We start from the raw sequence: 13,536 nt of genomic DNA on the forward strand, positions 1-13,536 counted from the left end.
AGCGAAGCGCGAGTGCGCCTCCCTCCGAGGTCTTGTCAGGTGGCGGATCAGTTGGCTTTGATCTCGGACACGATGCGCGAATACGCGCGCTGGGCCTCGCCCACATCGCGCAGCTGCTCATACTTCAGCAGCTGGTCGGGGGTGATGCCCATGTTCGGGTACTGCGCGACGAAATCCTCGGATAATGCCTCCATCGCCGACTTGTTCGGCACCTTGTAGAGGATATTCTCGGCGGCCCAGCCGTGGTTCGCGGGTTCGAGGATAAAGTCGACGAAGGCGTAGGCGGCCTCCTTGTGCTCGGAATTTTTGAGGATCACCATGGTATCGACCCAGAGGTCTGATCCCTCGCTGGGGACGATATATTTGATGTCAGCATTTTCCGCGATGCCGTAGTTGCACCATCCGTCCCATGCCTGCACCAGCTCGGCCTCGCCCGACACCAGCTTGGCGTAAAAGGTAGTATCATCATAGGCCAGCAGGGTGCCTTTGGTTTCGATCAGTTGGTCGCGGACGGTGGCCAATTCATCCGCGTCGGTGGTGTTGACCGAATAGCCGTTTGCCAGCATCGCGGCGCCTAGCAGCCAGCGGTCGGTGGCCAGCATGGTGGTCTTGCCGCTCAGCGCCTCCGTTGGTTTCAGCAGGTCGCTCCAGCTATCCGGCGTGCCTTCGACTAAATCCGAGCGATAGCAGAGGCCCGTCGTACCCCACGCATAGGGCAGCGAAAATGTGTTGCCTTCATCGTGCGACAGCTGTGTCGCCTGCTCGTAAAGGTTTGTAATATTGGGGATCTTGTCGTGGTCCAATTCCTCGGCCAGCCCCAGATTGTGCAGCACCTCGGCGAAGGGGGACGACACGAATACCACGTCATAGCCCTTGCCCTTGGACGCGATCAGCTTGCCCATGATCTCCTCATTGGTGCCGTGCAGCACCAGTTCGGCCTCGTTGCCGGTGGCCTCATTGAAAGCGTCGATAGCCCCGGGTGCCATGTAGCCGTCCCAATTGGACACCACCAGTTTTTCGGCCCCCGCGACGGTGGCCGAAAGGGCCAGCGCTGTGCCAAGCGCTGCGGCACCAATAACCTTGAGTTTACTAAACATCGTATTCCTCCGCTTTTGCTGTCAGTGCGCGGGGCATCATGGCCGCCGCGTCATTTTTGGTATTGGTGGACATTATAGATCAATTTCCGCAACAGTATTAAGATTAGTAAAAATACGTCAAACTGTATTCGGTGTTCTTTTGTGCCTTTGGCCCGAACCTGCTGCTCGCCCCGCAGGCGGTAAGGTATGAACGTGCTGATTTGATCAAGCGGGCGGCGACCCGAACCCCGCTGCAGTATGCTCAAGAGGGTTGATCCAAGCGCAAAACAGCGACAGCATGGGCGACGAGGCATTCTATCTGGGGAATGCCATTTAGAAATTGAGGTTGCTCATGCGTTTGATCACATTCATGTCCACAGCATTGCTCGTGGTGGTGGGTTTTGCCGCGCCGGTAGCGGCAGCCCAATGCGGCAACAATTCTGGCGGTTTCAACGCGTGGAAATCGGCCTTCGCGCAAGAGGCCGAAAATGCGGGTGTCGGGCAGCGCGGATTGAACGCTCTTGCACAAGCGCAATATGCGTCCGGCACCATCGCGGCAGATCGCAATCAAAAGTCGTTCAAATACACGCTGAGCAAGTTTATGCAGGTTCGCGGGGCTGATACGATTGTGGCCCAAGGCCGCAAGCGCAAGGCGCGTGACGCCGCCTTTTATCAGTCCCTAGAAGCCCGCTTTGGCGTCCCTGCAGGTGTCATTATTGCGATCCACGGAATGGAAACCGGATTTGGCGGCTTTATGGGCGATAGCGCTGTCGTGTCGGCGATTAGCACACTCGCCTATGATTGCCGCCGGTCAGACTTTTTCAAACCGCACGCTATCGGCGCGCTGAAACTGGTCGATACCGGCGCCATTACCGGAGCTACCAAGGGGGCAAAACACGGCGAGCTGGGCCATACTCAGTTTCTACCCGGCAACGCGCTACGCTACGGCATTGATGCCAATGGCGACGGGCGTGTTGATTTCTACAATCAGGCCGACGCGCTGGCGTCCACGGCGAATTTTCTGCGCCAGAAGGGCTGGCAACCGGGAAAGGGGTACGGTGAAGGTCAGGCCAACTATGCCGTGATCAAGCAGTGGAATGCCGCTGGCGTTTATCAAAAGGCGATTGCCATCATGGCCGCGCGGATCGACGGCTAGAGGCGGTTCTGTCCGGGCTCTGATCATGGGGCGCAATGGCGGGCGCGCGCCAGAGGGATGCCTATTGCAAGGTAGGCATTAGTTAACTCTGCACAGGGTCGATCGGCCCCAGCGGTCCGCCCATCGCCATCTCGACAAACCGTGCAGCAGCCAACAACCGGGCCTCGCCGCGCGGCTTGCCCACTAGTTGCAAACCGATGGGCATGTTGCGGGGGCCAAGCCCCACTGGCACCGATATCGCGGGAAGGCCCGCCGTCGTCGCAAGGAAGGCGAAGCGCAGCCAATCCATGTAGCCGGTAAGGGTCTGGCCGCCGATCTCGCTCACCCATTCCTCGGATTGAGGATGCGGCATGCAGCCGACCACGGGCAGGGCCAGCACATCGAACCGCCCAAAGAAGGCCTGCATTGCGTTAAAGATGGTCATGCGGCCGACCTGTGCTTCAGCCACGTCCTGAATTGTCAGGCTCTCGCCGAAACGGGTGTTTTCCTCCAGCGTCGGTTTGAAGTGCTGGCGCACCGCCGGGTCTACTGTGCGCGCGCCGGTGACCCAGCTGATTCCGCGTAGGATGTGATAGGTCCGGTCCAGTCCGGCAACATCGGGGCAGGCCTCTTCGACGGTGGCACCGCTCCGCTCTAGCTGCTGCATCGCGGCGCTCAGATGATCTGCCATCTCGGCATCCACCGGGCAGAGGCCGCCCAGATCAAGCGCGAAACCGATACGCAGCTTGCCGTTGGCCCGTTGCACAGCCTCCTGAAACGGCACGTCTGGGGCGGGATATGAGATGGGAAATCTCGCCTCGAACCCAGCCATTGTATCGAGAAAGAGCGCGCAATCGGTGACCGAGCGCGCCATCGGACCCTGCGCGCTTTCGATCATGAATCCGGCTTTGGGCGATGCCCCCCCTGCGCGTCCGGGGCTGGGACGCATTCCGACGACGCCGCAATATGCCGCTGGCGTGCGCAGCGAGCCGCCGTGGTCGGACCCGTGGCTGAGCCATACCTCGCCCGTCGCCAGACCTGCCGCTGCTCCGCCAGAAGAGCCGCCTGCGTTCATCGACGTGTTCCACGGGTTCACCGTCGCACCAAATACATCGTTGAACGTATTTGCCCCTGCGCCCATTTCGGGTGTGTTGGTTTTGCCCACCACCAGTGCGCCGCGCGCCTCCAGCCGCTCTACCAGCGGATCGCTGGCATCGGGGACGAAGTCCGCCAGGCCCCGCGTGCCGAAGGTCGTGCGTACGCCAGCGACCGGCATCAGGTCCTTTATGCCAATTGGCAGCCCGGCCAACCAGCCGGGCGCGCCGCGCTCACCGTTGGGCAGCGCAGAAATTGCAGCCTCCGCGCGGTCCCAGCAGGTCGTGGGCATAGCATTGACGATTGGATCAACAGCCTCTGTGCGGGCGCGCGATGCCATGATCAGGTCGCGCGGCTCAATCTCGCCCTTGCGCAGGAGTGCAACAACTTCGTGAGCCTCGAACGCGCACAGGTCCGGTCCGGTAAAAGGATGTGATTCAGACGATTTCATTGCGTCCTCCCGGCTGCTTGCGCGTTTTGAAGGCGCTCGCAAAAAAGTAAACAAGGGAAGGCGTCCAAGTGCAAGAAAACTTGGTTACGGTTCCTCGGGTTCTGGTTTGCACCCACGGCCAGCTCAGGTACCTCTGACGCCTCCCGCTCGCGTTATCTGTTCACTTTTACATCACGCGTTTGCTCGGCAAATGCGCTAGATAACTACTTCAAATGCAGCAAGAAAAGGCTGAATAGCTCAGCCTGAGAGGATATGTTTAGCTTGCTGTAAGCATTGCGCCTATGGCTTTTCACCGTTGGCAGCGAAACGCCCAGAGTCAAAGCGATCGATCTGCTGCTGTGACCAATGAGAACAAGCTGTACGATCTCTCGCTCCCTCTCGGTAAGGATGTCTGCACCAAAATCATGAAACCGGGTTTCTTGGTTCATACCGCTGTTGATGGCATCCAAGCTACTGGGATTCAGTGAAAATTGTCGTTGCAGTACAGAGTTCAAAATTGGAAACAGCTTCTTGATCGACGCATAACACGCCTGTGTTTCGGCGCTCCCTAATGGGGTGAGAAAACTCAGGTCGAGCGCTGTGCCGTCGGGTAGATTCACGAGGGCGATTACCTCGGCCATGTTCTTGGGCCAGCCCGGCGTGCAGTATCCGATCGCCTCAGAATCCTCAATATGCACGTCGAGTTCGTTTTCGTCCGGCATGTGCTGGTTGGATCGCGCGCACGATCGTGGCGCAGACATATGCGCCCTATGAAATCTTCATCTCGCTGGCGATCATCTACATGATCATCACGTTTTTCATCCAGAAATTAATGGCCCGGATCGAACGCTGGCTGGGCCGCTACACGGTAAGGACGGGCTGAGTATGACCGTATCGCAACCCCTCATCCGCATGGAGAATGTCGGCAAGCATTTCGGCAACTTCAAGGCGTTAAACGACATCAACCTTGCCGTTGCCAAGGGCGAACGGATTGTGGTTTGTGGCCCCTCCGGGTCGGGAAAATCGACCATGATACGCTGTATTAACCGGCTGGAAAAACACGACGAGGGCCGGATATTTATCGGCGATATCGAGTTAGCGGACAAACTAAAAGACCTCAACGCGGTACGCCGCGAGGTTGGCATGGTCTTTCAGAGCTTCAACCTGTTCCCGCATATGACGATCCTCAAGAACCTGATGTTGGCACAGAAACTGGTGCGCAAGACCCCCAAGGTCGAGGCACGAGAGGTGGCGATGCACTACCTTGAGCGCGTCAAAATCCCAGAACAGGCCGATAAATACCCGATCCAGCTGTCTGGCGGGCAGCAACAGCGCGTCGCCATTGCCCGCGCCTTGTGCATGAAGCCTGAGGTGATGCTGTTTGACGAGCCGACATCGGCGCTAGACCCCGAAATGATCAGCGAGGTGCTGGAGGTGATGACCAGCCTTGCCAGCGATGGAATGACGATGGTCTGCGTGACGCATGAGATGGGCTTTGCCAGGTCGGTCGCCGACCGCGTAATCTTTATGGACGGCGGCGAGATCGTGGAAGAGGGCCCGCCAGACACATTTTTCAGCGCGCCCAAGCATGCCCGCACACAGCTTTTCCTTAGCCAAATCCTCAGCCATTAGGACGCCCAAGAATGACCCAATCCCTCCCGCCGCATGAAACTTTCCTGAGCTTTGCCGAGACGCTGGCCGACGTCAGCCGCGCCATGCTGCGCGAGGCGAGCGAGCAGGTTCCGCAAGTTGAGATCAAACCAGACGCGTCCTTTGTTACCACCACCGATAAGGCGGTCGAAACGGCACTGCGCGATCGGATCATTGATGCCTACCCAAGCCACGGTATCCTGGGTGAGGAATTTGAGAACGTAAATACCGATGCCGAATTCGTCTGGGTGCTGGACCCGATTGACGGCACCGCACCCTTTATTGCCGGGATTCCGATTTACGGCACGTTGATTGGGCTTGCCTGGAATGGCGCGCCATTTCTGGGCGTGATCGACCAGCCTGTTACCGCTGACCGTTGGACGGGCGTCGCCCACAGCTTCGCTCTTCATAACAACAGGCCCGTTCATGTGCGCCCTTGTGCGTCACTTGAAACCGCCTTTGTTACCTGCAGCAACAGTGACTTTATGTCAAACAGCGAGCGCCCGCGCTTTGATCGCATCCGAAAGCGCGCGCAGTACGTGCAATACGGAGGGTCATGCTTTGCCTACGGTGCGATGGCATCAGGCCGTACAGACATGGCCGTGGACAGTGGGCTGGACCCCTTTGACGTTTATGCCTGCGCAGCCGTCATACTGGGCGCCGGTGGGCAATTCGGCGATTGGACTGGCGCGCCGCTCAGCTTCGAAATGGCGGGTCACGTTCTCGCCGCAGGTGACAAAGCGCGGTTTGACGAGGCAATATCAATCCTCGGATCTGCCCACGCTTAGAGAGAGCCTAAGAACGCCGATCGACAATGCTGCAGACTTGGATGCGTGGCGCCAAAATAAGATGGCCCACCGTTCTGACCATGAGGGAACTTGCAACTGATCAGGCCCATGCAGAGCCAAAACCGCCTTGCATGGGCTAGGGTAAGATTGCCGATGACCTATTTGCAGTTTTAGCCAGAAACAGACCCTTTTATTCTGCATTTTCCTCAGGCCCGTCTTTGAGCGGTGTATCGTCTCGAAGCGATATTGCCTGCCGTTCAATCATACGATGCACCTTGGGCCGTTCCTTGCCGCGATGCAGCTTCAGAACGCTCTTGTAGGACTCGGCGTCTGCTTGGGTTCGACGCTCGTGGTGGCGAACATACTCGACCCAAGTGGGGACATGATACGTCTCGGTCCAGACGTCGGGGTTTTCAAGATCACGCAACAGCGCCCATTGCTGCGCGCCGTCTCGGATTCTGATGCGCCGTCTCACGTTCATCACAGCCAGAAATTCGGTTACGTCCGCTTGGGCAATCGTGTAGTCAACCATGATCATTATAGGCCCGCTGCGTTGTTTCAGGTCGAGCCGCAACGACGGCTCGGTGAAGGTATTTAGCGGATTGAGGTCAAGCTCGGTGGAATCTGGCAATGGCACGCTAAAGCCGATCAAAGCCCCAAAGATCAGCATAGCGGCTGCCACAAACATCGCGCGGTCCGCACCGAAGTTTTCAGCTATAGCGCCCCACGCCCAACTTCCCCCGGCCATGCCGCCGAATACGCCGGTCTGATAGAGTGCAAGGGCCCTGCCGACGACCCAGCGCGGCGTCGACAACTGCACCGTGACATTGAACAACGACAAAGCAATGACCCAGCTGCCCCCAGCTAGCAGCAAGGCGCCGCCGCTGAACACGTAGTCGCGGCTTAGGGCCAGAGTGATGCTGCTGATCGCGAAGGCGAGGAACGCGGCTTGTGTAATACGCTCGTTCTGAAACCGAGCGCGCAGGCGAGCGTTCAGCAGCGCGCCGAACACTGCCCCCATACCGAAGCAGCCTAATAGCACACCATAGACAAAGGCCCCGCCCTGCAGCAACTCCCTGACGATCAGGGGCAGAAGCGCCAGTATCGCAATGGCAGAGAGGCCAAACAGGAAGCCGCGAAAGATCACTTTCATGAGGTTGGGCGACATCGCGACATAGCGCAGGCCCGCCGAAAACGCGCTGCCCATCCGCTCGCGCGGCAAGCGCCGCTGCGGCGTCGCGGGTCGCCACAGCCAAAGGGCAGTAATGATGCCGAAATAACTGAACGCATTTACCGTAAACGCAGCCGCAGCACCGGCGATGGCCACGATTGCGCCGCCAGCAGCAGGCCCAATGCTGCGCATCAAATTGAAGCCCATACTGTTGAGCGACACCGCCGCCGACAGCTCGTCACGCGAAACTATATCGCCCATCGATGCCTGCCATGACGGATTGTGCAACGCCGTGCCGCACCCGATCAGAAACGTGAACCCTAGTAAGAGCCAAGGTGACAGCAGTCCCTCATAGGCCATAATAGCAAGCGCGATCGACACGATGAGCATGAAGGATTGCGCGATGAGCATAACCTTGCGGCGGTCAAAATTGTCGGCAAACACCCCTGCCAGCAAAGAGAATATCATGATGGGAAGCGTCACGGAGGATTGGACGAGCGCGACCATGCTTTGGGACTGGGTCAACGATGTCATCATCCAAGCTGCCCCAACGGCCTGCACGAGGCCCCCAAAGTTCGAGGCAAGGGCTGCAATCCACAGCATACGAAACGTCTGATTTCGAAAAAGCGTCAGTGTGGACGTACTTTGCGGCACGAGGCGCTCCCTTACTCGACCAGACCCTGCCGTGATTGATATCGCTGTCAAACGTTACGGGCAACATGGAGGTCACCTTTCGGCAAGACCGCCTTTACCCACGCGCCAACGATTTCCGACGGGCAAAGTTTCGCGCGGCCAATGATTAGCTGCCTTTATAGGCTGCGGCATAGCCCGGTCTGTCGCCGACGCCTCTAGCTTTTTCTTCGTCAATTTTTGACGTGTATCTTGCGGCAAGCGCAGCGTTCGGCGCGACGGCTGCTTGGGCGCATTTGAAATTCCTACGGCCCAGCCGGGCCCCAGTAGCACACCGGCTACTGCGGAATCACGACAAGTCTCTGAATAAAGTGGTGAGCCCTACAGGATTCGAACCTGTGACCCACTGATTAAAAGTCAGTTGCTCTACCAACTGAGCTAAGGGCCCACTGCGGGCGTAAGTAGAAAGAGCGCCGCCTAGGGTCAACCCCAATTCCGCCGGCGCGGGTGTGCAAACTCTGGATTCATTTCTGGCGGGGGGGTATAGCGCGCAGCATGGATACGCGCCGCGATACGGGTTTGCCCTTCATGAAGATGCATGGGCTGGGAAACGACTTTGTCGTGCTGGACGCGCGCGAGTTGGGTGTGCTGGATGCGCGCGCGCAGGATATGGCGATGACGCCGGCGCTGGCGATCCTGCTGGGCGACCGGCATCGCGGCATCGGATTTGACCAATTGGCAGTGATTAGCGCCGGTGCTGGCGACGCACATCTGACTTTTTGGAACAGCGATGGCAGCATGGCGGGCGCGTGTGGCAACGCCACCCGCTGTATAGCGCGCTACCTGATGGACGAGGCCGGCACTGATACGCTTCACCTTACCACGCAGCGAGGCGATCTTTATGCGCAGGATGCGGGCGATGGATTGACGTCGGTGAATATGGGCGCGCCTCAGCTTGACTGGCAGGACATTCCGCTAGCCGAGGAGATGGACACGCTGGAATTGCCCATCGAGGGCGGCCCCGTCGCTACCGGGATGGGCAATCCGCACTGCACGTTTTTCGTCGCCGATGCCGAGGCTATCCCGCTGGAGCAGTTCGGCCCGCGGTATGAGCATCATCCACTGTTTCCCCAGCGTACCAATGTACAGGTCGCCAGTGTCATAGGCGCCGATCACATTCGCATGCGCGTGTGGGAGCGGGGGGTCGGCGTGACGCTCGCCTCTGGCTCCTCCTCTTGCGCGGTTGCTGTGGCGGCGGCGCGGCGGGGGCTGACCGGGCGCGCGGTGCGCGTTGATCTGGATGGCGGCACGTTGATGATCGATTGGCGCGGCGACGGCGTCTGGATGACTGGTCCGACGATGCATGTGGCCAGCGGAGTGCTGACGCCCGCATTTCTGGCAGGTGCGACATGAACGCACCGATTTTCTCCAATCACGGTTGCCGCCTGAACGCTTATGAGACGGAAGCGATGAAGGAACTGGCCGCCAGCGCCGGGCTGCAAGGCGCTGTCGTGGTCAACACCTGCGCCGTGACGTCCGAGGCCGTGCGCAAAGCGCGCCAAGACATTCGCCGCCTGCGCCGCGACAACCCGGACGCGCGTATCATTGTCACCGGCTGCGCAGCCCAGACCGAGCCTGCGACGTTTTCCGCCATGCCCGAAGTCGATACCGTCATCGGCAACACCGAGAAGATGCAGGCCAGCACATGGGCGGCCCTTGCCGGTGATTTCGGGACCGAGCCTGTGCAGGTCGACGATATCATGTCCGTGACCGAGACGGCGGGCCACCTGATCGACGGGTTCGGCACGCGGTCGCGCGCCTATGTGCAGGTGCAAAACGGGTGCGATCATCGCTGCACGTTTTGCATTATCCCCTATGGCCGCGGCAATTCGCGCAGCGTGCCTGCAGGTGTCATCATCGACCAGATCAAGCGTTTGGTCGATGCGGGCTATAATGAGGTGGTGCTGACGGGGGTGGACCTGACCAGCTGGGGCGCGGATCTGCCCGCCACGCCAAAACTGGGCGATCTGGTCATGCGCATCCTGCGTCTGGTGCAGGATCTGCCGCGCCTGCGCATCAGCTCGATCGATTCAATTGAGGTGGATGAAAACTTGCTGGCCGCCATTGCGACCGAGCCGCGCCTGATGCCGCATCTGCATCTGAGCCTGCAACACGGTGATGATTTGATCCTAAAACGGATGAAGCGGCGGCATTTGCGTGATGACGCTATCGCCTTCGCCGAGGAGGCGCGGCGACTGCGCCCCGACATGACATTCGGCGCTGATATTATTGCCGGATTCCCGACCGAGACTGAGGCGCATTTTGAGAATTCCCTCGCGCTCGTACGGGAATGTGATCTTACATGGCTGCACGTCTTTCCCTATTCGCCCCGCCCCGGCACGCCTGCCGCGCGGATGCCGCAAGTGGACGGCCGGGCGATCAAGGATCGCGCGGCGCGGCTGCGAAGCGTTGGCACGGCGCAGGTGGAGCGTCACTTGAGCGCGCAAGTAGGTCGCAACCATGCTGTGCTAATGGAGAGCCCACATATGGGCCGGACTGAGCAATTTACCGAAGTCACGTTTGACACGCCCCGTCCTGAGGGCCAAATCGTCGCTGCGTGTATCAATGGCGTACGCGGCACGCAGCTAGTGGCAGCCTGACATGCATCCCAACCCCGTCTACCGCGGCGCGACTACAGATTTTAACCTCGATTTCGCGCGGCAGCAGGGATTTGGGATGTTGGCGGTGGCGGGAGATGGTGCACCGCTCATCAGCCACATCCCTTTCGTGCTGAACGATGCGGGCGACAGCGCGGATTTTCACCTCGTCCGCTCTAATCCCATCGCGCGGTTGGTTCAGGTGCCGACGCTTGCGCGGCTAGCCGTCCAAGGGCCCCATTCCTACATATCGCCCGATTGGTACGGGGCCGAGGAACAGGTGCCGACGTGGAACTATATCGCCGTGCATCTGATCGGCGAGATTGAGCTGCGCCCTGCTGATGAATTGCGCGCGCTACTGGATCGCCAGACCGAGACGTATGAGGCAAGCCTCGCGCCGAAAGCGCCATGGACCGCCGCCAAGATGACGCCCGAGGTTCTGGACCGCATGATGCGCCAGATCGTGCCCTGCCGGATGCGTGTGGCCGAGGTGCATGGAACTTGGAAGCTGAACCAGAACAAGCCGGGCGATGTGCGCCTGCGCGCCGCCGATCACGTCGATGCCTATGGCATGGGCCAAGAGGTGCGGCTGCTGGCCGCCCTCATGCGCAGCGCCTGAGATGCCTGCACTCTGGACAGCGCCCGCGCCCGTCCATACGCTGCATCAGACACCCTGAGAGGAGCAATCTTGATGAAACTTCTGACTGGCTCAACCTCGCCCTTTGGCCGCAAAGTTGTGGTCGTACTGCACGAGTTGGGCATGATCGATTCGGTAGAGGTGGCCAATATCCCCACCAGCCCAGTCAAGACCGACCCCGCTGTTGCCGCAGCCAACCCGCTGGGTAAGGTTCCTGCGTTGATCCGCGACGGCGGGTCGGCACTATATGACAGCCGGGTGATCTGCCAATATCTGGATGCGCAGGCGGGCGGCACGCTCTATCCCAAAGCGCGCCTGTGGGAGACGCTGACGCTGGAGGCGACAGGCGATGCGATCATGGATGCGGGCGTATCGATGATCTATGAGGTCCGCCTGAGACCAGAAGACAAACAATGGGACGGCTGGATTGATGCCCAATGGGGCAAGATCACGTCAGCGATGGACGCGCTGGAGGCGCGCTGGATCAGCCATCTGGCGGGCCCGCTGGACATAGGCCAAATCGCCGTGGGCTGCGCGCTGAGCTATATCAGCTTTCGCCAGCCGGACCGCGAATGGCGCGGCACACGTCCACAGCTAAGCGCATGGCACGCGACGTTCGATCAGTGCGAATCAATGAAAAAGACCCGGCCTGAATAGGCCGGGCCGTATGCGCGCCTGTGTAAGTCGCGACTAGAAACTGTAGCTGATGCCGATGTTTACGGCGTGAGTCAGTAGCTCAGTGCGCAGCTTGCCGTCGGGTTGGCCGGGCACGCCGGGATCGGCATTGATCGTCACGTCATTATCGGACCACACGATCTGATACTCACCAAAGAGCGACCAGTTTTCGTTCAACTCGTATTTCATGCCCGCGATGCCGCGCAGGGCCAGCCCTGTCATCTCAAAGTCATGTGTGCGGTTACTCGCGCCGATGACCTGAATATCGACATGCGGAACGGCTATGCCGACGCCCGCGCCCGCATAGGGGGTAAAGCGACTGCCGCCGAACGCTCCCGGATAACGCTTCATCACGTTAGCAGTGAAGATGTTATGCCCGTCCGTGAATTCCAATCGGCTAACACCAAAAGCGGCGCGGTCGCCGGCGCTGGCATATGCCTTGGTGTGAGTGCCTTCGATGCCGAACCCGAGGTCACTATTGGTCCACCACATCGCGCGGCCACCATAGTAATAGGGGTTGTCGAGCGATTTGCCCTGCCAGTCCACGTTGCGATTAAATGCGGTGCCGTCTGGCAACGTACCTGACGCGTCGCTGTCTGTGACGGTCTGGGTACCCAGATAAAAGCTCAGCTCCAGCTCGGCGGCAGCGGGGGAGGCGGCCATCAGCAAGGCGGCGGCGATGGCGGTTTTCGATATGATGGACATGGGCAAGGCTTTCACATGAGGCGGCAGTTATAATCTTTACTACACCGCACGGCGCACCGCCTCAAGCGCCGCAGAGTCGCATGTTTCTGGCTGTTGCCGTTAGCACGCCTCTGGCGCCGGGAAGTTAACGCACCTTTTGCAACCAGCAGTGGGCGCGCCTCTGGCGCGACACATCCGCGCCCTTGCCCGATATAAGGCATTGCGCACTGGACGGGCTGGAAAACCCTCGCTAAAACGCGTTCCTGAACGGTCGCGGAAATCCTGTGGCCTGTAACCCCCGTATGGGACTGACCAGACAGCCCCTGAGATTGGAGTAAACCTCGTGTCCCACGCAGACGATCACGAAGGCACCCGGAGGGATTTCCTCTATTACGCGACCGCCGGCGCCGCCACCGTCGCGACCGGTGCCGCCGTTTGGCCGCTAGTCAATCAGATGAATCCTTCGGCGGATGTTCAGGCCCTCAGCTCGATCCGGGTCGATGTCGCGGACGTCGCCGTCGGCACTCAGATCACTGTCAAATATTTGGGCAAGCCGGTGTTTGTTCGCCGCCGGACCCAGGCCGAGATTGATGCGGCCAAAGACGTGCCGATGAGCGAATTGATTGATGCCAAGTCGGAGAATCCCAACAAGCCGGATACCGATGCCTCGGACATCAACCGCGTTATTGGTGACAACGAGGAATGGCTGGTAATGATCGGGGTTTGCACGCATCTTGGCTGCGTTCCCATCGGTGATGGTGCCGGCGATTTTGGTGGATGGTTCTGCCCCTGCCACGGCTCGCACTACGATACCGCCGGGCGTATCCGCAAGGGGCCGGCCCCGGAGAATCTGCACATCCCGGTGGCAGAGTTCGCCGACGAATCAACGATCAAATTGGGATAAGGAC

At 59.6% G+C, this 13,536-nt stretch carries 14 protein-coding genes and 1 tRNA gene; 9 read left to right on the forward strand and 6 right to left on the reverse strand.

All coding sequences use genetic code 11. The features are described 5' to 3' along the window. Positions 1-47 precede the first annotated feature (47 nt). Entirely contained in the window at positions 48-1,097 is a 1,050-nt protein-coding gene (locus MK6180000_RS17680) for a polyamine ABC transporter substrate-binding protein (protein WP_138935945.1), read from the reverse strand. Positions 1,098-1,428: 331 nt separating this feature from the next. Between MK6180000_RS17680 and MK6180000_RS17685 the strand changes: the two genes are divergently transcribed. Next, on the forward strand, positions 1,429-2,232 hold the full coding sequence (locus MK6180000_RS17685; protein WP_138935946.1) for a lytic murein transglycosylase: 804 nt from the start codon (positions 1,429-1,431) through the stop codon (positions 2,230-2,232). An 82-nt stretch (positions 2,233-2,314) separates the two neighbouring features. On the opposite strand, the gene MK6180000_RS17690 is transcribed toward MK6180000_RS17685, so the two are convergent. Together MK6180000_RS17690 and MK6180000_RS17695 are read right to left on the reverse strand one after the other, a co-directional pair. Then, entirely contained in the window at positions 2,315-3,757 is a 1,443-nt protein-coding gene (locus tag MK6180000_RS17690; protein WP_246040566.1) for an amidase, read from the reverse strand. 203 nt (positions 3,758-3,960) lie between these two features. Then, entirely contained in the window at positions 3,961-4,458 is a 498-nt protein-coding gene (locus tag MK6180000_RS17695) for a helix-turn-helix domain-containing protein (protein WP_246040567.1), read from the reverse strand. Positions 4,459-4,484: 26 nt separating this feature from the next. Between MK6180000_RS17695 and MK6180000_RS20915 the strand changes: the two genes are divergently transcribed. From MK6180000_RS20915 to MK6180000_RS17710, 3 genes are read left to right on the forward strand one after another with little or no spacing between them, the layout of a single operon-like run. Beyond that, complete coding sequence (locus MK6180000_RS20915) at positions 4,485-4,619, forward strand: hypothetical protein (RefSeq protein WP_281284833.1); 135 nt, start codon at positions 4,485-4,487, stop codon at positions 4,617-4,619. 2 nt (positions 4,620-4,621) lie between these two features. Then, the gene (locus tag MK6180000_RS17705; RefSeq protein WP_138935948.1) at positions 4,622-5,368 is read left to right on the forward strand and encodes an amino acid ABC transporter ATP-binding protein; all 747 of its coding nucleotides are present in this window, start codon (positions 4,622-4,624) and stop codon (positions 5,366-5,368) included. Between the two features lie 11 nt (positions 5,369-5,379). Continuing rightward, positions 5,380-6,174: an inositol monophosphatase family protein gene (locus MK6180000_RS17710; protein ID WP_138935949.1), complete on the forward strand. Its 795-nt coding sequence runs from the start codon at positions 5,380-5,382 to the stop codon at positions 6,172-6,174. Between the two features lie 190 nt (positions 6,175-6,364). Here MK6180000_RS17710 and MK6180000_RS17715 read toward each other — a convergent pair whose 3' ends face one another. Both MK6180000_RS17715 and MK6180000_RS17720 read right to left on the reverse strand, forming a co-directional pair. Beyond that, entirely contained in the window at positions 6,365-7,999 is a 1,635-nt protein-coding gene (locus MK6180000_RS17715; RefSeq protein ID WP_138935950.1) for an MFS transporter, read from the reverse strand. A 348-nt stretch (positions 8,000-8,347) separates the two neighbouring features. Continuing rightward, positions 8,348-8,423 (reverse strand) — tRNA-Lys (locus tag MK6180000_RS17720). A gap of 107 nt (positions 8,424-8,530) precedes the next feature. Here MK6180000_RS17720 and dapF point away from each other — a divergent pair. From dapF to MK6180000_RS17740, 4 genes are all read left to right on the forward strand, one after another. Beyond that, positions 8,531-9,388 (forward strand): diaminopimelate epimerase, encoded by an 858-nt coding sequence (gene dapF / locus MK6180000_RS17725; RefSeq protein WP_138935951.1) that lies wholly within the window; start codon positions 8,531-8,533, stop codon positions 9,386-9,388. Then, positions 9,385-10,635 (forward strand): tRNA (N(6)-L-threonylcarbamoyladenosine(37)-C(2))-methylthiotransferase MtaB, encoded by a 1,251-nt coding sequence (gene mtaB, locus MK6180000_RS17730; protein WP_138935952.1) that lies wholly within the window; start codon positions 9,385-9,387, stop codon positions 10,633-10,635. Before dapF ends, mtaB begins: the two co-directional genes overlap by 4 nt. Position 10,636: 1 nt before the next feature. Continuing rightward, on the forward strand, positions 10,637-11,251 hold the full coding sequence (locus tag MK6180000_RS17735) for an FMN-binding negative transcriptional regulator (protein ID WP_138935953.1): 615 nt from the start codon (positions 10,637-10,639) through the stop codon (positions 11,249-11,251). A 72-nt stretch (positions 11,252-11,323) separates the two neighbouring features. Continuing rightward, the gene (locus MK6180000_RS17740; protein ID WP_138935954.1) at positions 11,324-11,926 is read left to right on the forward strand and encodes a glutathione S-transferase; all 603 of its coding nucleotides are present in this window, start codon (positions 11,324-11,326) and stop codon (positions 11,924-11,926) included. Positions 11,927-11,959: 33 nt separating this feature from the next. Here the strand turns inward: MK6180000_RS17740 and MK6180000_RS17745 are convergent, their stop codons facing one another. Further along, entirely contained in the window at positions 11,960-12,649 is a 690-nt protein-coding gene (locus MK6180000_RS17745) for an outer membrane protein (protein WP_138935955.1), read from the reverse strand. A gap of 322 nt (positions 12,650-12,971) precedes the next feature. On the opposite strand from MK6180000_RS17745, the gene petA reads away from it, so the two are divergent. Beyond that, on the forward strand, positions 12,972-13,532 hold the full coding sequence (petA, locus tag MK6180000_RS17750) for a ubiquinol-cytochrome c reductase iron-sulfur subunit (protein ID WP_138935956.1): 561 nt from the start codon (positions 12,972-12,974) through the stop codon (positions 13,530-13,532). Positions 13,533-13,536 lie beyond the last annotated feature (4 nt).

Origin of the sequence: Roseovarius arcticus (genome assembly GCF_006125015.1) — a bacterium.
Taxonomy (GTDB): domain Bacteria; phylum Pseudomonadota; class Alphaproteobacteria; order Rhodobacterales; family Rhodobacteraceae; genus Roseovarius; species Roseovarius arcticus.

Coding starts and splice junctions, on each gene's coding strand:
- MK6180000_RS17680 (WP_138935945.1), bottom strand. CDS start 1,097: ATGTTTAGTAAACTCAAGGTTATTGGTGCCGCAGCGCTTGGCACAGCG.
- dapF (WP_138935951.1), top strand. CDS start 8,531: ATGGATACGCGCCGCGATACGGGTTTGCCCTTCATGAAGATGCATGGG.
- mtaB (WP_138935952.1), top strand. CDS start 9,385: ATGAACGCACCGATTTTCTCCAATCACGGTTGCCGCCTGAACGCTTAT.
- MK6180000_RS17705 (WP_138935948.1), top strand. CDS start 4,622: ATGACCGTATCGCAACCCCTCATCCGCATGGAGAATGTCGGCAAGCAT.
- MK6180000_RS17745 (WP_138935955.1), bottom strand. CDS start 12,649: ATGTCCATCATATCGAAAACCGCCATCGCCGCCGCCTTGCTGATGGCC.
- MK6180000_RS17740 (WP_138935954.1), top strand. CDS start 11,324: ATGAAACTTCTGACTGGCTCAACCTCGCCCTTTGGCCGCAAAGTTGTG.
- MK6180000_RS17690 (WP_246040566.1), bottom strand. CDS start 3,757: ATGAAATCGTCTGAATCACATCCTTTTACCGGACCGGACCTGTGCGCG.
- MK6180000_RS17735 (WP_138935953.1), top strand. CDS start 10,637: ATGCATCCCAACCCCGTCTACCGCGGCGCGACTACAGATTTTAACCTC.
- MK6180000_RS17695 (WP_246040567.1), bottom strand. CDS start 4,458: ATGCCGGACGAAAACGAACTCGACGTGCATATTGAGGATTCTGAGGCG.
- MK6180000_RS17685 (WP_138935946.1), top strand. CDS start 1,429: ATGCGTTTGATCACATTCATGTCCACAGCATTGCTCGTGGTGGTGGGT.
- MK6180000_RS17710 (WP_138935949.1), top strand. CDS start 5,380: ATGACCCAATCCCTCCCGCCGCATGAAACTTTCCTGAGCTTTGCCGAG.